The sequence below is a fragment of the Actinoplanes sp. NPDC048796 genome (genome assembly GCF_040650035.1).
In the GTDB taxonomy this organism is placed as follows: Bacteria; Actinomycetota; Actinomycetes; order Mycobacteriales; family Micromonosporaceae; genus Actinoplanes.
This window is the reverse complement of sequence record NZ_JBEZGO010000006.1, coordinates 503862-525324: the sequence shown is the minus strand read 5'-3', so window position 1 is coordinate 525324 and position 21463 is coordinate 503862. Positions and strand designations below refer to the sequence as shown.

The 21463-nt window shown below is 71.5% G+C and carries 16 protein-coding genes and 2 pseudogenes; all 18 read right to left on the bottom strand.

Annotated features, from left to right (window positions below; genetic code table 11):
• Window positions 1-58: 58 nt before the first annotated feature.
• Window positions 59-295: pseudogene (locus AB0C26_RS26930) on the bottom strand (hypothetical protein); the annotation flags it as partial.
• 909 nt (window positions 296-1204) lie between these two features.
• Window positions 1205-1393 (bottom strand): annotated as a pseudogene (locus AB0C26_RS26925) (hypothetical protein); the annotation flags it as partial.
• A 48-nt stretch (window positions 1394-1441) separates the two neighbouring features.
• Window positions 1442-2260: a DivIVA domain-containing protein gene (locus AB0C26_RS26920; RefSeq protein WP_360253012.1), complete on the bottom strand. Its 819-nt coding sequence runs from the start codon at window positions 2258-2260 to the stop codon at window positions 1442-1444.
• Window positions 2261-2302: 42 nt separating this feature from the next.
• A complete protein-coding gene (locus AB0C26_RS26915; protein WP_360253009.1) occupies window positions 2303-2608 on the bottom strand; it encodes a YggT family protein in 306 nt (101 codons plus the stop codon).
• A gap of 48 nt (window positions 2609-2656) precedes the next feature.
• Window positions 2657-3331: a cell division protein SepF gene (sepF, locus tag AB0C26_RS26910; RefSeq protein ID WP_360253006.1), complete on the bottom strand. Its 675-nt coding sequence runs from the start codon at window positions 3329-3331 to the stop codon at window positions 2657-2659.
• Between the two features lie 244 nt (window positions 3332-3575).
• On the bottom strand, window positions 3576-4289 hold the full coding sequence (locus AB0C26_RS26905) for a YggS family pyridoxal phosphate-dependent enzyme (protein WP_360253172.1): 714 nt from the start codon (window positions 4287-4289) through the stop codon (window positions 3576-3578).
• The gene (ftsZ, locus tag AB0C26_RS26900; protein WP_360253003.1) at window positions 4286-5419 is read right to left on the bottom strand and encodes a cell division protein FtsZ; all 1134 of its coding nucleotides are present in this window, start codon (window positions 5417-5419) and stop codon (window positions 4286-4288) included. Before ftsZ ends, AB0C26_RS26905 begins: the two co-directional genes overlap by 4 nt.
• Before the next feature lie 290 nt (window positions 5420-5709).
• Window positions 5710-6474, bottom strand: a complete 765-nt coding sequence (locus AB0C26_RS26895) for an FtsQ-type POTRA domain-containing protein (RefSeq protein ID WP_360253000.1) — start codon at window positions 6472-6474, stop codon at window positions 5710-5712.
• A 7-nt stretch (window positions 6475-6481) separates the two neighbouring features.
• Complete coding sequence (gene murC, locus AB0C26_RS26890; RefSeq protein ID WP_360252997.1) at window positions 6482-7951, bottom strand: UDP-N-acetylmuramate--L-alanine ligase; 1470 nt, start codon at window positions 7949-7951, stop codon at window positions 6482-6484.
• 25 nt (window positions 7952-7976) lie between these two features.
• The gene (gene murG / locus AB0C26_RS26885; protein WP_360252994.1) at window positions 7977-9089 is read right to left on the bottom strand and encodes an undecaprenyldiphospho-muramoylpentapeptide beta-N-acetylglucosaminyltransferase; all 1113 of its coding nucleotides are present in this window, start codon (window positions 9087-9089) and stop codon (window positions 7977-7979) included.
• On the bottom strand, window positions 9090-10472 hold the full coding sequence (locus tag AB0C26_RS26880) for a putative peptidoglycan glycosyltransferase FtsW (RefSeq protein WP_360252991.1): 1383 nt from the start codon (window positions 10470-10472) through the stop codon (window positions 9090-9092). It lies immediately after the preceding gene.
• Between the two features lie 65 nt (window positions 10473-10537).
• Entirely contained in the window at window positions 10538-11644 is a 1107-nt protein-coding gene (gene mraY / locus AB0C26_RS26875) for a phospho-N-acetylmuramoyl-pentapeptide-transferase (RefSeq protein WP_360252988.1), read from the bottom strand.
• Window positions 11641-13026 carry a UDP-N-acetylmuramoyl-tripeptide--D-alanyl-D-alanine ligase gene (gene murF, locus AB0C26_RS26870; RefSeq protein ID WP_360252985.1) on the bottom strand — a complete coding sequence of 462 codons (1386 nt, stop codon included), beginning with the start codon at window positions 13024-13026 and terminating at the stop codon, window positions 11641-11643. Before murF ends, mraY begins: the two co-directional genes overlap by 4 nt.
• Entirely contained in the window at window positions 13023-14498 is a 1476-nt protein-coding gene (locus AB0C26_RS26865) for a UDP-N-acetylmuramoyl-L-alanyl-D-glutamate--2,6-diaminopimelate ligase (protein WP_360253170.1), read from the bottom strand. The genes murF and AB0C26_RS26865 overlap by 4 nt, the downstream gene beginning before the upstream one ends.
• A 105-nt stretch (window positions 14499-14603) precedes the next feature.
• Window positions 14604-17225, bottom strand: a complete 2622-nt coding sequence (locus AB0C26_RS26860; protein ID WP_360252982.1) for a penicillin-binding transpeptidase domain-containing protein — start codon at window positions 17223-17225, stop codon at window positions 14604-14606.
• Between the two features lie 5 nt (window positions 17226-17230).
• Window positions 17231-18883 (bottom strand): hypothetical protein, encoded by a 1653-nt coding sequence (locus AB0C26_RS26855; protein WP_360252979.1) that lies wholly within the window; start codon window positions 18881-18883, stop codon window positions 17231-17233.
• A complete protein-coding gene (gene rsmH, locus AB0C26_RS26850) occupies window positions 18880-19944 on the bottom strand; it encodes a 16S rRNA (cytosine(1402)-N(4))-methyltransferase RsmH (protein WP_360252976.1) in 1065 nt (354 codons plus the stop codon). Before rsmH ends, AB0C26_RS26855 begins: the two co-directional genes overlap by 4 nt.
• A gap of 379 nt (window positions 19945-20323) precedes the next feature.
• On the bottom strand, window positions 20324-20755 hold the full coding sequence (gene mraZ, locus AB0C26_RS26845; protein WP_097322560.1) for a division/cell wall cluster transcriptional repressor MraZ: 432 nt from the start codon (window positions 20753-20755) through the stop codon (window positions 20324-20326).
• Window positions 20756-21463: the final 708 nt, after the last annotated feature.

Below are 21463 nucleotides of genomic sequence, written 5' to 3'. Positions count from 1 at the left end.
AGCGCGGCGTGGGCGTGGCGCGAGCGGGTGCCGGTGGGGCGGCGCCTGCGGGAAGGCGTCAGCGGTGGGCGGCGCTCGCCACCAGGCGGTCGACCGGGCGGCACAGGCCGCATGGGCTGAAGCCCAATTCGACGGCCTCGCCGACCGGGATGGGCTCGGTGAGGCGGCCGACCAGGTGGGGGCAGTCGGGCAGGTGGTAGCGCGGGCGCCCGTCGACCACCAGCACCTCGGCGTCAAGGCGGGCCACGCGGACGGCGTCGGCCGGGCGTACGGCCTGGGGCAGCGGCTCGTCGTCCGGGTCGTCGACGTCGGGCTCGGCGAACTCGTCGTCGTCAGCGGTCGCCGCGCCGGGGTCGCGGCGCCAGGCGTCCTCGCCCGGTGTCTCGCTGCGGGCCGCGTTGATCGCGGAGGAGGCACGGTCGTAGTCCGGATCCGCCTCGCGAATGTCCTGGTCGCCGGTCTCACGCCCGGCCGCCGCATCCCCGGGCCGGTGGCCGGCGGCGGAGGCAGGGTCGCTGTCGAACGGGCGCTCGTGGCCAACGGCAGAGTCGCGGCCGGCGGAAGGATCGCCGAAGGCGCGGCCGGCGACCGGACCAGCGGCGCCCCGCCCAACGGCCGCATCGGCAGAGTCACGGCCAGCGGGGTCGCGGCCGACGGCCGCATCGGCAGAGTCACGGTCAGTCACCGGACCAGCGGCGTCCCTGCCGACGACAACATCGGCAGAGTCGCGGCCGGCGGCGGGATCAGCCGGCTCGCGGTCAAAAGCCGGCTCGCGGTCAAAAGCCGGCTCACGGTCAAAAGCCGGCTCACGGTCGAAGGCCGGCTCGCGGGTGGAAGCGGAATCCCGGCCGGCCGCCGCGGCGCCGGGGTGGTGGCGGAGGGCGGGGTCGCGGTTCAGGTCGGCCGCCATGGCCTCCTTGGCGTCGCGCCAACCCGCCGCATGAGCCTCATCGGCGGACAAATCGCCCGGCGGGACCTCGTCCGCGGGGTGCGCGGTGGGGCGGGAGTCGACGGCGTCGAACTGGACCGTGTCGCGTGCGCCGGATTCGGCTGCGAAGGGGGCGTCCGGCGGAGGAAGATCGTCGGAGGGGCGACGGCGCCGGGCCGGTTCCCCGGCTGTCCGCGCGGCGAACTCGGGCTCCGCCACGAAGGCCTCGTCGGGGTAGTCCTCGATCAGGTCGTCGCGGTAGTCGTCGGCGTGCTCGTCGGCCGGGGTGGTGCGCGCGGCCGCGCGCCGGGCGGAAGCCGCCTGGCGCGCACCGACCACGAGGAAGACCGCGGCCAGCAGGCTGGCCACGATGGAGCTGATGAGCAGGTTGCTCGACCCGCCGGTGAGGCCCATGACGAGCAGGGCCACCGCGACGAGGATGAGCAGAAGACTAGCGACAATCATGGCTCATCCTCGTCGTGAGAAACCGGCGGGAGATGGGAGAGCGGGAGCTCAGCGCCCGGACTCGATGGAGTTGGCGCGGCTGCCGCCGTACGAACCGGCGAGGCCGGCCGCGGCGAGACCGCCGCTGCCACCGACGGCGCGCCCGGAGTCGGCCCGCGACATCTCGGCTTCGAGGCCCTGGCCCCGGCCGTCGAGGTCGCGCAGCTGGCTCTCGAGGTACGCCTTGAGCCGAGTGCGGTACTCGCGCTCGAACTGCTTCAGCTCCTCGATGTGCTTCTGCAGCGCCGTCCGCTTGGCGTCGAGACCGCCCATGGCCTCCTGGTGACGCTGGCGAGCGTCACGCTCGAGGGCGTCGGCCTTGGCGCGGGCCTCGCGGGTGACCTCTTCCGCCTTGGAACGGGCGTCGGAGAGGAGCTTGTCGGCCTCGCGGCGCGCATCGGCGACGTGGTCGTCGGCGGTGCGCTGGGCCATCATGAGCACCCGCAGCGCCTGCTGCTCGCCGTCGGCGCCACCGCTGGCGGCGCCACCGCCGACCGGGCCCGCGGCCCGGACCTGCTCGAGCTCGGCCTGCATCTGCCGGGCGGCCTGCTCGGCCTGGGCCTTGTCGCGCTGCACCCGGTCGAGCTGAGCCTTGACGTCGTTGAGCTCCGCGGCGAGGCGCGGGTCGGCGGAAGGACCGGCTGGCGCGCCACCCCGACCGCCGCGCTCCACCTGGGCGCGCAGCTCGTTGTTCTCCTCGATCAGACGGGCGAGTTCGCGCTCGACCTCATCCAGGAAGGCGTCGACCTCCTCCTCGTCGTACCCCCGCTTGCCGATCGGGGGCTTCTTGAAGGCGACGTTGTGCACGTCGGCCGGGGTCAGCGGCATCGAAACTCCTCGGGTCAGTTGCGGCCGCGGTGGGGCTGCTGTCTAGCTGAACTGCAGTATCAGGTTTCGCAACACGAACTGCATGAGCACGAACAGGATAACCAGCAGCACTATGGAAGCCAGGTCCAAGCTCACGTTACCAATGCGCAGCGGTGGGATCACACGCCTCAACGCCTTGAGGGGCGGATCAGTGACGCTCCACACCGTTTCCAGTGCCGCCGACGCCCCACGACTGGGTTGCCACCGGCGCCCGTACTGAAGTACCGCACCCAGCACGAACCTGGCAAGCAGGACGAGAAAGAAGATATATACCAGCAAATACAATATTTGGAACACGACCGAGAGCACGGTGCTCGAGTCCTCCCCCATTCGGGTTAAGCCGGGCGCCGAGGCTTTTTAGCCCTGGCTGAAGAAACCGCCTTCAGCGATCTTGGCCTTGTCCTCCGCGGTGACCTGGACATTCGCCGGTGAGAGCAGGAACACCCGGTTCGTCACGCGCTCGATCGTACCGCGAAGACCAAAGGCCAGACCGGCCGCGAAGTCGACCAGCCGGCGGGCGTCACCCTCATCCATCTCAGTGAGATTGATGATGACCGGAACACCGTCCCGGAAGTGCTCTCCGATGGTGCGGGCCTCACGGTAAGTAGTCGGGTGCAGGGTCGTGATCTGGTAACGCTGCTCGTCCTCGACCGGCCGGGGCGCCGGCTGCGGCTGGTGCACGGTCTGCGGGGCGAGCGCCAGATTTTCCCGCGTCGAGTAGCTCAGGGCCGAGTCGGCCGTACTTGAACCCGATCGGGTGATGGAGCGGACGCTCGCGCGCTCGGAGCGCTCGACCGGCTCGTCCTCGACGTCGGTGTGCGCGAGACGGCGGGCCGGGCGCTCGGTGCGAGCCCGGGGCACCGTGCGCTCCTCCTCGAACTCCTCGTCGTCCTCGTCGATGTCGTTCTCGTAGCGGCTGCCGGAGTAGCGGCGGTCCCGCTGGTGGTACGAGTCCTCGCGGTACCCGTAGTCGCGGTCTTCGTCCTCCTCGACGAGGCCCAGCCAGACGCCCGCCTTACGAATGGCGCTCATGCCCTCACCCCATCCCGCATCCGAGCGTGACCCCGCTCGGCGCCGACCCGACCCGCCATGTGCCCCCACCTTCGTCCGCTTCGCGAAACGCACCCCCTGCGCTTTCGCTGTCCCCCATTCGCGCCCCAGCCGGTCCGAACAGGACCACACGCTGCGGCAACGCCGCGTCGTCGGACGCGCCGGCCACCTTCGCGAGTGGCGCCGCGTTAAACAACACCTATGTAGTTTGCTGCCCGCCGCAAGGCTACCGCAGCGGGTTTCGCATTCCGAGCAAAGAAGTGCCGATCCGGACGTGTGTCGCACCGTGCCGGACGGCCGCCTCAAGGTCCCCGCTCATACCCGCGGAGATCATCTTCGAATCGGGGTGTGACGCGATCAGACGGTCCGAGATCGACTTGAGCTGCTCGAACGCGCGGTCGGGATCCCAGTCCGTCGGGGCCACCGCCATGACGCCGCCGAGACGCAGCGATGTGGACGACGCGATGGAGTCGGAAACCCGCCAGATGTCGTCGCCGGCCGCGCCCCCGCGCGCCGGATCACCGTCGATGCTCACCTGGACCAGCGCCTCGAGTGGATCATCGCGCAGAGAAGAAGCCGCACGATCGAGCGCCGAGGCCAGCCGTACGGAGTCGACCGACTGGACCACGTCGGCATAGGACGCCACCGAACGCGCCTTGTTGCGCTGGAGCTGTCCGATGAAGTGCCAGCGCGGCGTCGCGCCGGCTTCCGCGGCGGCGGCCGCTTTGGGAGCGGCCTCCTGGTCGCGGTTCTCGCCCACGTCGGTGACGCCGAGCCCGGCGAGCAACACCACGTCGCTCGCCGGGTACGTCTTGGTCACCGCGACCAGGTGCGCGGCGTCCGCCGGTCGCCCGGCCGCCACGCACGCGCGGGCGATCCGCCCACGCACCTCCTGAAGGGCCGCGGACAGCTCGGCCCTACGATCCGTCACCGCCGTCAGGAGCCGTTCTTCAGGAAGTCCGGCACGTCGACGTCGTCGAACAGCACCCGGCGCGGGGTCGGGGTGGTCGTGGCCGGCGGCGGCGTGGTGACCGCCGGCGCGGCCGGCTGCGGCGCCGTGACCGCCGGCGCGGCCGGCTGCTGGATCACCTTGCGCGCCGGCTCGGACGGCTTGTACGAGGGCGTGCCCCCGTCGAAGCCGGCCGCGATGACCGTGACCCGCACCTCGTCGCCGAGCGCGTCGTCGATGACCGCGCCGAAGATGATGTTCGCGTCCGGGTGGGCCGCGTCGGTGACCAGCTGCGCCGCGTCGTTGATCTCGAACAGGCCCAGGTCGGAGCCGCCGGCGATGGAGAGCAGCACGCCGCGGGCGCCGTCCATGCTCTGCTCCAGCAGCGGGCTGGAGATGGCCCGCTCGGCCGCCTCGACCGCGCGGTTGTCGCCCCGGGCGCTGCCGATGCCCATGAGGGCGCTGCCGGCGTTGCTCATGACGCTCTTGACGTCCGCGAAGTCCAGGTTGATCAGACCGGGGGTGGTGATCAGGTCGGTGATGCCCTGCACACCGGAGAGCAGCACCTGGTCGGCCTGGCGGAACGCGTCCATCATGCTGATGCCGCGGTCGCCGAGCGCGAGCAGCCGGTCGTTCGGGATCACGATGAGCGTGTCGCACTGGTTGCGCAGCTCGTCGATGCCGGCCTCGGCCTGCACCTGGCGGCGCTTGCCCTCGAACGAGAACGGCCGGGTGACCACGCCGATGGTGAGCGCGCCGAGCTTACGGGCGATGTTGGCGACGACGGGTGCGCCGCCGGTGCCGGTGCCGCCGCCCTCGCCGCACGTCACGAAGACCATGTCGGCGCCCTTGAGCACCTCTTCGATCTCGTCGCGGTGGTCCTCGGCGGCGTTCTTGCCCACCTCGGGCTGCGCGCCGGCGCCGAGACCGCGGGTGAGCTCGCGGCCGACGTCGAGCTTGACGTCGGCGTCGCTCATCAGCAGCGCCTGCGCATCGGTGTTGATCGCGATGAACTCGACGCCCTTGAGCCCGACCTCGATCATGCGGTTCACGGCGTTCACGCCGCCGCCACCGATACCGACGACCTTGATGACCGCCAGGTAGTTGTGGGGAGGTGTCATGGGCTCTCAGCCTTCCCTTCCAGGGTTAGTGGATGCCGTTAGGCCCCGGCGCGGTCCGGCCAGACCGCGCGTCGGCACCCGCTGCCGTACAAGGGAGGGCGAGGAAACCCTCACCCTCTACTAGAGGCTTAGGGTTATGTCAACCACTGAAGCCTCTGGTGGCAACGTATGCGGCATTGCGATGTCAACCAAAGACCCGGCGCGGCGTGTCGGCGTCCGCTTACGTGGCGAACATCCGACGGACCCGTAACCTCGACCAAAAAGCGTTGTTTGTCCACTTATGGAAGATATTAGCGGATCGTCACGACTGACGGAGCGCTGACGTCGATCTCGCGGCCCTTGCGCTTCAGCAGCGCGGTCGCCACCTGGCTCTTGGTGTCGCTCTGGGTGTCGTCCCCCCAGACCACCGTGCGCTCCTTCTTCAGCTCCAGCTTGATCTGCGCCGGCATGGGCACCGACACCGCGACCAGTTGCTCGCGCAGATCCTCGCTGAGCGCCGAGAGCACGGTCAGGGCCGACTTCGTGTTCACGTCGTTCGGCCCCGGCGACGTCGTACGCACCAGCGGCAGCCCGGCCGGCTGCTGCTGGACGGTGCGGTAGGGCACGCCCTCGCGGTCGATCAGCGAGAACTGGCCCGAGGCGGGCACCGCGGCCACCGGCGTACGCTCCACGACCTCCACCACCAGCGTGGACGGCCAGCTGCGCCGCACCACGACCCGGTCGACCGCCGGCAGCGTGCGCACCTTGGCCCGGACGGCGTCGAGGTCGACCCGGGCCAGCGGCTCGCGCTGCGGGACCGAGGCCGCCTGCTCGATCTGGAGCGGGGTGAGGAACTGGGTGCCGACGACCTTCACGTCGCGGACGCCGAGCAGGGACGTGCCGTAGACGACCCAGGACACGATGCCGGCCAGGGCGAGCACGCCGGCCGCGATCGCCCACGGCAGCACGGCCCGCAGCTTACGTTTGCGGGCGCGGGCCATGAAACGGCGCGCCGAGGCGGGCACCGCGTCGGTGTCCGCCCGTACGAGCCGCCAGCTGCGCCCGCCCCCGCTCACCGCTGCTCTACCGCTCTTCCAGGGCGTTGCCGCTGGGCTGGGACGGCGCCGGCTGGAGGTCGGCCTCGGCCAGCGCGGACAGCAGCTCGTCGCCCATCAGCGAGATCGGCGGCGCGCCCATGGTCACCACCACGTCGCCCGGGCGGCTGCGCCGCACGACCTCGGCCGGCACGTCCTCCCAGTCGGGCACGAACACCTTGGCGCCGTCCGGCAGGTCGACGGCCGCGGTCAGCGACACGCCGCCCTCGCCGGGGCCGCGCACCTCGCCCGGGCCGAAGACCTCCATGACGATCGCCTGGTCGGCCAGGCTCAGGCCCTCGGCCAGCTCGGCCTCCAGGTCCCGGGTGCGGTACACCCGGTACGGCTGGAAGACCACCAGCAGGCGGCCGTCGCCGGCCACCTCGCGCAGCGTGCGCAGCGCGGCCTTGACCGAGGTCGGGTGGTACGCGTACTCGTCGTACACCCGCACACCGGCCGCGATCCCCTTGCGCTCGAAGCGCCGGCGCACGCCGGGGAAGGACGCGAGCGCCTCCACGGTCTTGTCCAGCGGCAGGCCCAGCCGCAGCGCGGTCAGCACGGCGGCCGCGCTGTTGAGGCCCATGTGCTTGCCGGGCAGCGCCAGCCGGATCTCGCCGAGCGGCTTGCCGTCCAGCTCGGCCTGGTAGCGGACCCCGCTGACGGTCGACACGACATCGGAGATCCTGAGGTCGGCCGACGCGCTCTCGCCGTACGTGTAAACGGTCTTGCCCTTGGCCTTGAGCGCCGCGATCAGCTCCTGGGTGCCCTCGTCGTCGGCGCACGTGACCACGAAGCCCTCGGGGTCGGTGAGCTCGGCGAACTGCAGGAACCCGGCCTTGAGGCCGTCGAGGTCGCCCCAGTTGTTGAGGTGGTCGCCCTCGATGTTGGTGATGATCGCAACGTGCGGGCGGTAGATCAGGAACGACTTGTCGCTCTCGTCGGCCTCGGCCACGAAGTGCGGCCCGGTGCCGTGGTGGCCGTTCGAGCCGGCCTCGGAGATCTCGCCGCCGATCACGAACGACGGGTCCTGACCGGCGTGCTGGAGGATCACCGTCATGATCGAGGTGGTGGTGGTCTTGCCGTGCGTGCCGGCCACGGCGATGGTCTGCCGGTTGGTCATCGCGGCCGCCAGCGCCTCGGAGCGGTGCAGCACGCGCAGCCCGCGGCGGCGCGCCTCGACCAGCTCGAGGTGGTCGGCCGGGATGGCCGTGGAGTAGACCACCGTGTCGACCCCGTCCAGGTTCGACGCGACGTGTGCCATGTGCACCGTGCCGCCCAGCGCGCGCAGGCCGGCCAGCGCCGGCCACTCGCGCAGTTCGCTGCCGGAGACCGGGACGCCCCGGGTGAGCAGCAAACGGGCCAGGCCCGCCATGCCGACCCCGCCGATCCCGATGAGGTGCACGCTGCCGAGGTCCTCGGCGGTCACCTCGCCGGCCGGCCTCAGCTCCGCCGTGTTCACAGTCCTGCTCCCTTAGTCGCGTCGGTCATCGGGCCTTGGCCACCGCTTCCAGAACGAATTCGAGCAGCGCTTCGTCACCGTCGCGGCGACCGTACCGGGAAGCGGCCATGCTCATCGCGCCGAGGCGCTGCCTGTCCCGCGCCAGCGGGACGATGTTCTGCTCGATCCACTCAGCGGTGAGCTCCGAGTTGTCCACCAGGACGCCGCCGCCGGCCTCGACGACCGGCAGCGCGTTGCGCTTCTGCTCCTGGTTGCTGTGCGGGTACGGCACGTACACCGCGGGCACGCCGAGCGCGGTGGTCTCGGCCACCGTGATCGCGCCGCCGCGGCAGAGCATGAGGTCGGCCGCCGCGTACCCCAGCTGCATGTCCGAGAGGTACGGCAGCACCCGGTAGGGCACGGGCAGGTCGGCCGGCACGTCGAACGGGTCGTTGCGGCCGCCCTGCACGTGCAGCACCTGGATGCCGGAGTGGGCGAGCCGCTTGGCCGCCGCGGCGACGGCCAGATTGATCGTCCGGGCGCCGGACGAGCCGCCCGAGACGAACAGCACGGGCAGGTCGGGGCGCAGCCCGAACTGGTAGAGCGCCTGCGGGCGCAACGCCGCGCGGTCGAGGTGCGAGATCGCCGTACGCAACGGGACACCGACCACCCGGGCCTCGCGCAGCGACTCGGCCAGCTGCGGCTGCTGCGGGAAGCCGACCGCGATGTTCTTGGTGAACTTCATGCCCATCCGGTTGGCCACGCCCGGCGGGACGTTCACCTCGTGGATGACGATCGGCACGCCACGGCGCCAGGCCGCGAGGTAGGCCGGCACCGACACGTACCCGCCGAAGCCCACCACGACGTCGGCCTGCACCTCTTCGAGGATCTTGCCGGCCGCCTGGGAGGACTTGTACATGCGGTCGGGGGTGCGCAGCAGGTTCATGTTGATCGACCGCGGCAGCTGGAACGCCGGGATGACCCGCAGGTCGTATCCGGCCGGCGGGATCAGGTCGTTCTCCATGCCCTTGGGGCTGCCCAGCGTGGTGATCCGCACGTCGGGGAAATGCCGCCGTAAGGCGTCGGCGAAGGCGAGCAGCGGGTAGATGTGACCGCCGGTGCCTCCTCCGGCGAGCACTACCGACCGCAGCGAAGCCATTTACCGTCTCCTTCCAGCCCCCGTGTCAGCGGTGGGCTTCGCCGGCCCCGGCCGCCGTTGCGGGGGGACCGGCGGCAGCGGGGCCCAGAGTAGCCGTACCCACCGAGCGGGCGGACGGGCGTTCAGGGCACGTGACGCGTCCGGCTCGGCGCGGGCGAAGGAGGCGAGGATGCCGACCGCCGCCATGGTCACGACGAGGGCACTACCACCTGCGGAGATGAACGGCAGCGGGAGGCCGGTGATGGGCAGCATCCCGGTGACGCCGCCGATGTTGATCACGGCCTGGGCCACCAGCCAGGTGGTGATCGCGGTGGCGGCCAGACGGCGGAACGGGTCGACCGAGCGCCGGGCGATACGGAAGCCGGTGTAGGCCAGCACCGCGAACAGGGCCAGGACGATCGCGCAGCCGACCACCCCGAGTTCCTCGGCCACCACGGCGAAGATGAAGTCGTTCTCGGCCTCGGGCAGCCAGTTCCACTTGAGCGCGCCCTTGCCCAGCCCGACGCCGAACCAGCCGCCCTCGAAGATCGCCGAGCGGGCCTGGATGAGCTGGTAGCACGGCCCGTCCAGATCGCACTGGTCGAGCGGCTGGAGGAAGTTGGTGAGCCGGGCCAGGCGGTAGTTCTCGGCGCCCTTCTCACCCGAGCCGGCGCCGCCGGACGCGGCCGCGATGAGCAGGCTGATGCCGGCCAGGCCGAGCACGCCGAGCGCGGCGAAGATCCGCAGTCGTACGCCGGCCGCCCACAGCAGGCCGACGATCAGGGCCAGCAGCACCAGCATGGTGCCCAGGTCGTTGTAGCCGACCAGCACGAACAGCAGGCCGATGACCGGGAACAGCGGCCGGGACAGCTCGCGCCAGTGCCCGAGCGCCGGGCCCTTGCGGGCGACCACGTCGGCCCCCCAGAGCACCATGCCGAGCTTGGCGAACTCGGCCGGCTGGAGGCCGATCGGGCCGAAGTAGAGCCAGAGCAGATCGGCGCGGACCGGGCCGAGTCCCTGCTTCGGGCCGAGGATGTGCACCGATTTCAGCGCGTTGATCAGGTCGAGCAGGGCGAGCAGCGCGATGGCCACGGCCAGGATGTACTTGCCGAGGTCGCGCAGGGTGCCGGCGGGCAGCCGCTGGCACACCCAGAACGCGACCAGGCCGAGCAGCGCGAAGATCGCCTGGCTGCCGATCGCGCCGAAGGCGCTGCCTTCCCGCACGTACGCCTCGACGCTGGTGGCCGAGAAGACCATGGTGAGGCCGATCAGCAGCAGCAGACCGGAGCTCGACAGCAGCAGGTAGTACGAGGAGAGGGGACGCGCCAGCAGCCCGTGCACGGCGGGCAGCAGCTGCCGGCTCAACGACGGGCGAGGCGCCTGAGGAGTACGGTCGTCCGCCATTGCCTCATCATCGTCGCGGCGACACGCGAGGCTGTGTCACGTGCCTGGCGTGTCGCGCGAGAGATCTATCCCATGACGGCCAGGAAGTCCGAGTAGAACAGGCCCAGGCCGATCGCGACACAGATCCCGGAGATGATCCAGAACCGCACCACGATGTTGACCTCGCTCCAGCCCGCCAACTCGAAGTGGTGATGCAGCGGGGACATCCGGAACACCCGTTTGCCGGTGGTCTTGAACGAGACGATCTGGATGATCAGGGACATCGTGATGATCACGAACAGGCCGCCGATGATGACCGAGAGCAGCGTGGTCCGGGTGGCCACGGCGAGGCCGCCGATCAGGCCGCCCAGGCCGAGCGCGCCGGCGTCGCCCATGAAGATCCGGGCCGGGGACGTGTTCCACCACAGGAAGCCCACGCAGGCGGCGGCCGCCGCGGCGGCGATCATCGCGATCTCCAGCGGGTCCCGCACGTTGTAGCAGTAGTCGTTGACCCGGGCGTAGTCCGAGTCGCCGCACCAGTGCCGGTACTGCCAGAAGCCGATCAGGGCGTACGCGCCCAGCACCAGGATCGAGGCGCCGGTGGCCAGGCCGTCCAGGCCGTCGGTGAGGTTCACGCCGTTCGACATCGCCATGATGACGAAGACGAAGACCAGCACCGAGCCGACCTTGCCGACGTCGAGCCAGCTGATGTCGCGGATGAACGAGATGTGCTCGCTGGCCACCGTCTCGCCGTTGGTGCTCGGCACGTAGAGCGCCACGACCGCGAACGCGGTGCCGACGATCAGCTGGCCGAGCAGCTTGCCCTTGGCGCTGAGGCCGTCGGAGTTGCGCCGGCGCACCTTCAGCAGGTCGTCCAGGAAGCCGACCACGCCGCAGAAGACGAACAGCCCGAGCAGGACCAGGGCGGTCATGGTCGGGCTCTCCTGGGCGATCTGCCGATCCGGGAGGGTGGTCAGGGCGACGTGCCCGGCCGCGTACGCGATGACGGTGGCGATGATGAAGGCCACGCCACCCATCGTGGGCGTGCCCTTCTTGCCGGCGTTGCTGGCCAGCCCGAGGCCGCCGCGGATCGGCTGGCCCGCCTTCATCGCCGTGAAGACGCGGATGGCGATCGGGGTGCCGAACAGCGAGATGATGAAGGCGACCGCGGCCGCGACGATGACTGCCCTCACCGGGACTCCTCCTCTCCACGGAGCGAGTCCACCACGTCCCACGTGCGGTACCGGGATCCCTTGACCAGCACGACGTCGCCGTCCCGGAGGTCTCCCTTCAGGACCTCGATGGCCGCGGCCTGGTCCGGGGCGAGTGTGGCCTCGCCCGTCCAGCCGGCGACCGCGCGCGCGCCGTCCACGATCGGGCCCGCCTCCGGGGCGACGGCGATCAGCCGGTCGACGCCGAGTTCGGCCGCGACCCGGCCGACCTCTTCGTGCCCGGAGCGCTCGTGCGGTCCCAGCTCGGCCATGTAGCCGAGCACGGCGGTGGTGCGCTTGCCCTCGCCCATCGAGGCCAGCGCCTGGAGCGCGGCCGTGGTCGAGGAGGGATTGGCGTTGTACGAGTCGTCGATCACCGTGACACCGTCGGCGCGGGTGAACACGTCCATCCGGCGCCCGGAGACGATGCCGACCTCACCCAGCGCCTCGGCCACGTCCTCGAGCCCCATGCCGAGCGAGAGCGCGACGGCCGCCGCCGCCAGCGTGTTCGCCACCTGGTGCCGACCGGCGACCCCCAGCCGGACGTTTCCGGTTTTTCCCTCGAAGCCGATTTTGTACGAAGCGCGCCCGGCCCCGTCCACGACGACCTCCGTCGCGCGCACCGCGGCGGCCGGCGACTCGCCGACGAGCACGACTTTCGCCACGGTCCGCGGCGCCATGCCGGCCACCAGCGGATCGTCGGCGTTCAGAACCGCCACCCCGTCGGCGGGCAGCGCCTCGACCAGCTCGCCCTTGGCCTTCGCAGTGCCCTCGACCGAGCCGAACTCGCCGAGGTGGGCCGCGCCGATGTTGAGGACGGCACCCACCCGCGGCCGGGCGATATTCGTGAGATAGCGGATATGCCCGATACCGCGCGCGCCCATCTCGAGCACCAGGAAGCGGGTCTCCGTGGTCGCCTGCAGCACCGTGTACGGGAAGCCGAGCTCGTTGTTGAGCGACCCGGCCGGCGCGATCGTCGGCCCCAGCCGCGACAGCAACTGCCCGATGTAGTCCTTGGTCGTCGTCTTGCCGGACGACCCGGTGAGCCCGACGATGGTCAGCTTGTCGAGCCTGTCCACGACCGCCGACGCCAGCGCCGCGAGCGCGCTCAGCGGCTCGGCCACCACCACACCCGGCTGGCCGGTGTCCCGCGTACTCAGCACGGCGGCCGCCCCGGCCTCGACCGTCGCGGCCGCGAACTTGTGCCCGTCGACCTTCTCGCCCTCGAAGGCGACGAAGAGGCCGCCCGGGCCGACCTTGCGGGAGTCGTACTCCACTCCCCCGGTGACCTCGAGCTCGGGCGCCGCGTTGACCACGCGTCCCCCGGTGCGCTCGGCGATCTCCGCCAGCGTCATCCGGATCACGAGCCGCTCCCCGCCGCGGCGGTCAGCGCCGCGGCCAGCTCGATCCGGTCGTCGAACGGCAGCATCTCGCCGTTCACCTCCTGGCCACGCTCGTGTCCCTTGCCCAGCAGCGCGATCACGTCACCCGGCGCGGCCAGCCGCACCGCCTCGTCGATCGCGTCGCGCCGCCCGGCGACTTCGATGATCTTCGCGGGGGCTCCCGCCTGTTCGGCCCCGGCCCGCACGGCGGCGCGCACGGCCGCCGGGTCCTCGGTCCGGGGGTTGTCGTCGGTGACGATGACCAGGTCGCTGCCGCGGGCCGCCGCCGCGCCCATCAGCGGGCGCTTGCCGCGGTCCCGGTCGCCGCCGGCGCCGATCAGGCAGATCACCCGGCCGCCGCGCCCGGTGGCCAGCTCGCGCAGCGCGGCCAGGGCGGCCACGATGGCGTCCGGCTTGTGCGCGTAGTCGACCACGCCCAGGACCTCGCCCGGGGCGTCCACCCGCTCCAGGCGGCCCGGTACGCCCGCGCACGCCGCGATCCCGCCGGCCGCCACGGCCGGGTCGATGCCGGCGGCCACCAGGGCGGCCAGGGCCAGCAGCGCGTTGGCCACGTTGTGCCGGCCGGGCAGGGCCACGCCGGCCTCCACCCGTACGCCCCCGGGCCCGTGGGCCACGAAGCGCTGGCCGAAGGCCGAGGGCCGGATGTCGGTGGCCCACCACGAGGCCCCGGTGTCGCCGTCGGCCGAGTAGCTGATCGTCTCCGGTTTGAACAACGGCGCCAGGGCCGCGTCGTCAGAGTTGAGCACCTCGAAGCGGCAGCGGCCGTCGAACAGCTTCGCCTTGGCCGCGAAGTAGTCGTCGGCGTCGCGGTGGAAGTCGAGGTGGTCGAGGCCGAAGTTGGTGTAGCCGCCGACGGTGTAGCGCACGCCGTTGACCCGGCCGACGGCCAGCGCGTGGCTGGACACCTCCATCACCACGGCGGTGACGTCGCGCTCCCGGCCGGCGGCGAGGATCGCGTGCACGTCGGTCGCCTCGGGCGTGGTCCGCACGCTTTGCACGACCAGGTCGCCCAGGCGCGTCTCGACCGTGCCGATCATGCCGGTGACCAGGCCGGCGGCCCGCAGGCCGGACTCGACCAGGTACGCCGTGGAGGTCTTGCCGGCGGTGCCGGTGATCCCGATCACGGTCATCTGGGCCGAGGGGTCGCCGTAGATCGCCGAGGCGGCCGCGCCGAGCACGGCCCGCGGATCGTCGACGACCAGCACCGGAAGGCCGGTGGCGGCGGCGCGGGCGGCGCCGTCGGGGTCGGTCAGGAGGGCGGCGGCGCCGGCCGACGCGACGGCGGCGGCGAACTCCGCGCCGTGCCGGTTCGCGCCGGGAAGGGCCGCGTAGAGGTCGCCGGGTCGGACGTCACGGCTGTCATGGGTGATCCCGGTGACCTCGGCGTCGTCGCCGGTCAGCGTGGCCGCGATCAGCGGGGCCAGGCTCGACAACCGGTGCGGCGCCACGGAAAGGGGACGGGGAATGCCGGGCACGGCGTCAGACCCTACCCCGTGCCCGCCGCTCGGCGAAAAACGCCATACCGCCGTACCAGGGCCTCATGGCTTGATCTTCAGCTTGGGGGCCGGCTCGGTCGACGGCGGCACCTTGTTGTGCAGCAGCGCGAACTGCATCATCTTCGAGAACGCCGGCGCCGCCACGTCGCCGCCGGTGCCGACCGGCACGTCGGCCGAGACGGCGATGACGAACCGCGGGTTCTCGGCGGGCGCCATGCCGATGAACGACCCGTAGTTGGCGCTCGTGTACTGACCGTCGATCAGCCGCTTGCCGGTGCCCGTCTTGCCGGACACCCGGTACCCGGCGACGGCCGCCTTCTTGCCGGTCGCGCCGTCGTTGTCGACCACGGCCTCCATCATGGTGCGCAGCTCGGACGCGACGTGCGGGTCGAGCACCTTGTGCGTCTCCGGCTTGGCGGCCTGGGTGACCTTGCCGTCCTTGCCGGAGATCATCTCCTTGATGAGGTGCGGCTGGATGTACGTGCCGTCGTTGGCGATGGCGTTGTAGCCGGCCGCCATCTGGACCAGCGTGGCGTCGACGCTCATGCCGATCGGCACCGAGCCCGACGCCGAGCCGCTCCACTCGTCCGGCGTCAGCAGCCGGCCGTCGGCCTCGCCCGGCATGCCCTCGTTCGTCGACTTGCCCAGCCCGAACTTCTGCTGGTACTCGTAGACCTTCTGCTTGCCGAGCTTGTCGGCGATGAGGATCGTGCCCACGTTCGACGAGTAGGCGAGCAGGCCCGCCATCGTCATCTTGGTGCCCTTTTTCTGCTGGTGGGTGTCGGTGAACGAGTATCCGCCGCGCTCCAGCCCCGGGCCGATCGACAGGACCGAGTCGGGGGTGATCAGCCCCTCCTGCAGGGCGGCGCCGAAGATGAACGCCTTGTGCACCGAACCGGGGTCGGCCACGATGCTGCTCGGCACGTCCTCCCGGTCGGTGGGCGAGTAGTCGCCCGGCTTGGCGGCGTTGTACGTCGGGCAGCTCGCCTGAGCCAGCACCTCGCCCGTCTTGACGTCCATCACCACGGCCCCGGCCATGTACGCCTTCGACTTGGTGGCCTGCTCACAGAGGATGCGCTGCACCTCGTACTGCAAATAATGGTCGATGGTCAGCTTCAGCGACGTGCCCGCCTGCGGCTCGGTGTACTTCTCGTACCCGCTCGGGATCGGCTTGTTGAGGTCGCCCTTGCCGATCTCGAAGACCCGCGCGCCGTCGGTGCCGCGCAGCAGCGAGTCGTAGCGCGCCTCCAGGCCCTCCAGGCCCGAGTTGTCGGCGCCGGTGAAGCCGATCAGGTTGGCCGCCAGGTCGGCGTTCGGCACGTCGCGCCGCTCGTCCTCCTTGACCACGATGCCCGGCAGCTCCAGGGCGGCGATCTTGTCACCGATGGAGATGTCGACACCCTGGGCCAGATATTCGAACCGGGACTGGCCACCGCCGGGCCGCGTGTGCTTCTTCATGCTCGGCAGCAGCGCCGAGACGGGCACACTGATCAGCGGCGACAAGATGGCCGCGGTCTTCTCCGGATTGTTCACGAGGACCGGGTCGACACCGATGTACCGGGCCTCGACACTGTGCGCGAGCACGGTGCCGTCCCGGTCGAGGATGCTGCCCCGAGGAGCGGGCAGGCGCACCTCGGCCAGCCGGTCCTCGCGCAGCTCGATGAGCCGCTTGGCGTCGGACGGCGACGAGGCCACCTGCAGGATGACCAGCCGCACACCGATCATCACGAAGAGCGAGAGCGCCACGACGGCACCGATCCGCAGCCGCCGCGTGCTGTTGGCCAGCTTGGGCGGCTCGGGCGCGACCGCGCGGACGGCGCGGTTGACCCGCGGTCCACTCACGATGCGTCGTGGTCCTTCTTCCTTTTTCGTACGCGACGACGACCGCTCCGACCGCAGAGCTGACCCCAACCGGGCCACACGCGCGGCGCGGGCACCCCGATCGGATCCGGCCACGGCCCGACGGGGCTTGACCCCGGCCCGGGTACGCCGGCTGTCCAGCTCGTCCTCGGCGAACTCGTCCTCGTCGAACGCCACCGCCCGCCCACGCGGCCCGGCCTTGCCACCCAGCCGCCCGTCCCGGCCGCGCACGGTCCCCCGGCGCCGCTCCGCTCCGTCCTCACCGCTCGTGGACAGGCCCGGACGGCGCTCAGCGCCCTTGCCACCTTTGCGGCCCTCGGCGGCGCCTTGACGCCCGTCCGTGGTGCCCTTGCCGGCCGTGGTGCCCTTGCCGGCCGTGGTGCCCTTGCCGCTCGTGGCGCTCTTCCCGGCCGTGGTGCTCTTCCCGGCCTTGGCGCCCTCGCGGTTGCTGCCGGCACCCTTGCCGCCTCGGCCGGCGGGCTGCTCGGGAATTTCCGGACTGTCCGCGCCGTCGGCCGTCTCCTCCGGCTCGGGCCGGCCACCGCGCCGGGGCCGGCCGCCGTCGAGCACCTGGAGCGCGGGCCGGAACGGGTCGGCGTTGCGCCCGGCCCGCGGCGACCGCGTGCGCTGGTCCCGCTCGGCCATGGTGCGCCCGCGCGGCGTGTAGGCGCGCGCGTCCCCGATGCCGCCGAAGCCGCGGCCCTTCGTCCCCTGCTCCTCCCCCTCCTCGGGAAGGTCACGAGACGTGCCGCGCCGGGGCTGAGCGCCCCGGCGCGGTGGAGTGTCGTCAGCCCGCGGCGACATACGGCCTACTGCCCGTTGCTCGCGGCCTGGCCGCTGCCGGCCTGCCCATTCACGCTCTGTCCATTCACACTCGGCCCACTGCCGACCTGCCCGTTGACGGTCTGGCCGTTGACGGTCTGGCCGTTGACGGTCTGGCCGCTGGTGGCCTGGCCGTTCACGGTCTGTCCGTTCGCGGTCTGGCCGTTCGCGGTCTGGCCGTTCGCGGTCTGGCCGTTCGCGGTCTGTCCGTTCGCGGTCTGGCCGTTCGCGGGCTGGTTGTTGGCGGTGCCGCTGGTGGTGGCGTCGGTCTTGGCCGGCTGCTCGGTGACCGACTTCTTGCCCTCGGCCGGCATCGGCACGCCGATCTGCTTGCCGTCCGGCAGGCGCAGCACGGCGATGTTGTCCGCCTTGACCAGGCCGAGCCGCCGGGCCGCCGCGTCCAGGTTGCCCACGCTGGACACCTGGATCAGCTGGTTGTCGAGGTCCTGCCGCTGGTTGTCGAGCGCCGTGTTCTGCTTCTCCAGATCAGCGATCTTGAACGAGTTCTCGTTCGTCTTGGTGTTGATCAGCAGAATCCCGAGCACGCCGATGATGACCAGCCCCACGACCCCGGCCGCGAACGGCGCCCGCGGCCCCCGCCGCACCGGCGCCGGCGCCACCGACAGCCGCGGCCCCGCAGCGGCCTCGGCCCGCCCGTTACCGTCGGGCGCCACCTCGAGCTGCAGCGCCGCCGTACCCGCGACCGGCGCGTCGGCCCCCGCCAGCCCGTTCGGCCGCCGGTCACCGCCCTTGCCCCGCGAGGCCTTGGCCGCACCCTTCTCCAGCTTGGCCGCGATCGGCCTGACCGTGGCGTCCTGATCGGTGTCCCGCCGAGCCCGAACGTCCTCGGTGATCCGCCGAACCCGCTCGCTCTCCACCTCACGCCCGGCCCGGCCGCCACCGTCCCCACGAGCACGCACGCCCTCGGTGTCCCGCCGCCGGCCCGAACCCTCCGCGTCCCGGCGAGCCCGAACCTCACCCGTGTCGCGACGCTGAGCCGAACCCTCGGCGTCCCGGCGAGCCCGAACCTCACCCGTGTCGCGGCGAGCGCGGGTCTCCTCGCCGTCACGACGGGCGCGAACGCCCTCGGTGTCGCGGCGCTTGCGCACCCCGCCCAGGTCGTTAGCCCGCAGCTCACCGGTGTCCCGGCGCGCCCGCAGCTCCCCCGCGTCACGCACCCGGACCTCCTCGCTGTCGCGACGGGCGCGAACGCCCTCGATGTCGCGGCGCTTGGCCGGCCCGTCCAGGTCCCGGCGAGCACGAAGCTCACCCGTGTCCCGGCGAGCGCGAAGCCCCTCGCCGCGGATCTCCTCGCTGTCGCGGCGAGTGCGGATCTGCTCGCTGTCGCGGCGGGTGTGGGTGCTCTCGGTGTCGCGAGCGCGGCCGCGGGGTGTGGCGGCGTCGCGGCCCCCACCGCGGACGTCGTCGTTCTCGCGGCGGGCGCGGCCGGTTGCCGGCCGGCGCGCGTCGGTGCCCTCGGCACTGCCCCGGACCTCGTCGGTGAAGTGCCGTGCCCCCCGGCCGGCACTGCTCCGGGCGTCCGCATCGCGGCTCGTGCCCTGGTCGCGCCGGCCGTTGGCCTGGCGCTGGTGATCCGCGGCCCGGCCCCCCGACCGCGGCGCGTGGGTGCGCTCGCTCATGCTTTCCCCTCCCCCTCTTTACGTTCCCCCGGGCGTAACCGCCCTCGTCCCCCGTGCGTTGTAGACAATCGGAGCCGTTCGCGGGCGGCCCCGGGAGCCTGGTCGTGCTGGTCGAGGCGCTCCACAGCGCGCAGCTTCACGGAAGCTGCCCGCGGGTTCGCCGCGACCTCCTCGTCGGTGGGCGGCTCTGACCCCTTTGTCAGCAGCCGCAGCGTCGGCCCGGTTCCGGGCAGTTCGACCGGCAGGTCGATCGGCCCGGTGCTGCGCGTCCTCGCGGTGAGGGCGCGCTTGACGATCCGGTCCTCCAAAGATTGGTAGCTCATCACCACAAGGCGCCCTTTCGGGGCCAACGCGTCCAGAGCGGCCGGAACCGCGGACTCGAGCGTGGCGAGTTCGCCATTTACCTCGATGCGCAGCGCTTGAAACGTTCTTTTCGAAGGATTTCCACCCGTTCGCCGGGCTGCGGCGGGAATGGACTCTTTGACCAGCTCAGACAGCCGTGCCGTCGAGGTGATCCGGCCCTTCTGCCGCTCGCGGACGATCGACGAGACGACGCGTGTGGCGAACTTCTCCTCGCCGTACGTCCGCAGGATCCGCACCAGCTCACCGGGCTCGTACTCGTTCACGACCTGCTCGGCCGTGATGCCCGTGGTCTGGTCCATGCGCATGTCGAGCGGCGCGTCCTGCGCGTACGCGAAGCCCCGGTCGGCCTCGTCGAGTTGCAGCGAGGAGACGCCCAGGTCGAACAGTCCGCTGTGGATCCGCGGGATGTCCAGCTCCTCGAGCACCCGGGGCAGCTCGTCGTAGACCGCGTGCACCAGGTGCACCCGCTCGCCGCCGAACCGGGCCAGCCGCTGCCGCGAGTGGGCCAGCGCCTCGGTGTCCCGGTCGAGTCCGATGAGGACCACGTCGGGATAGCGCTCGAGCACCGCCTCGGCGTGACCGCCCAGGCCGAGCGTGAAGTCGACGTGCACCGCGCCGGGCAGCTGGAGGGCCGGGGCGAGCAGCTCGAGACATCGCTCGAGCAGCACCGGCACATGCGTACCGCGAAGCTCCCCCACGTCGACCCCCATCGCAACCCCGGCTGTCCACCGCTACGTCGTCCGCCAAGCCGAAGCCCGCGCTCTGTCCTTGCCGCCCGCCGGCTCCGGTCCCGCGCGTGACCCCCCTGGCCCACGCCTCGCCGGATCCTCATCGGACCCCATGCCAACCCACAGACGACGCCGTAGCGATGTCGCCGCGCCGCGGCAGGTGCCCGAACGTCTTCCGTACCGCCAGATCCCCATCCGCTCGTGCCCGTTGCCATCGGGCGCGCCCAAGCCCGGACACGCGCCTGGCGCCGGGGAAGAGGCGCCAGGTGCGGGAGCGGCTGGAGATCTCGCAGTACGGCGGCAGCGACGCCCGGGCCTCTGTCTCGCCGACCCAGCCGAAAGCCACGCCTCACAGTCCGACGGGCAGCACCCCCTCCTCGATGTCGGCGAACTCGTCTTCGCTCGCCGCGAGGTAGTCGTCCCAGGACTGCTTGTCCCAGATCTCCACCCGGGTGCTCGCCCCGATCACCACGAGCTCGCGGTCGAGTGCCGCGTACTCCCGCAAGTGGGCCGGGATCGTGACCCGCCCCTGCTTGTCGGGAACCTCGTCGTGCGCGCTGGCGAAGAACACCCGGCTGTAAGCCCGGGCCGCCTTGTTCGTGACCGGGGCCTCGCGAAGCTGACCCGCGATGCGCTGGAACTCCGGCATCGGGAACACGTAAAGACAGCGCTCCTGCCCCTTGGTGATCACGACACCTCCCGCCAGCTCGTCGCGGAACTTCGCCGGGAGGATCAGCCGCCCCTTGTCGTCGAGGCGCGGGGTGTGAGTGCCGAGAAACATCGGCTCCAACCCCCTGCCCCCGGCGGTTCGCGGTCCGCCTGTCAACTCGGGCCGGCAGGCCCTCCGGAATCAGCTCCCTTTTGGCCTTGCCACTGCGCTCCACTCTACTCCACTTCCCTCCACCCGCAAGCCGAATGAGCGCGCTCGCGAAGCTTGTTCGCACAAGAAAGCCCAGCTCAAAGGCGTGCACGCAGAGTGGAGGGCCACCGCATGATCAACCCCGTCCGGTTTCCGACATCCTCGCCGGACGCCCGTCAAGAACCACGACAAACACGCCCAAACCTCGCACGAGACGACGTTGTCAACCCCCTCCGGGGAGGAAAGTGGAGGACCAACAAGATGACCCGCTGTCAACCCCGACTCCCGTTCATTCACGCGCCCGCATGGCCATACAGAGCCCGCTCCTAAGCAGCCGCCCACCCAACCGCGACTGGGCCCACGCGGAGAAGGGCGAGGCGGAGGGAGAACGCAAGGCGGAGGGGAACGCGAGGCGGCGCGGAAGCAATGACGGCCCGAGGGCGGCGCGGGCCGGAAGCGGGGGCCGCACGGGACCGCGGAGCGGCGCGGAAGTCCGGAGCGGCGCGGAAAACGCGGAGCGGCACGGAAACCCGAAGCGGCACGGAAACCCGAAGCGGCACGGAAACCCGAAGCGGCACGGAAACCCGAAGCGGCACGGAAACCCGAAGCGGCACGGAAACCCGAAGCGGC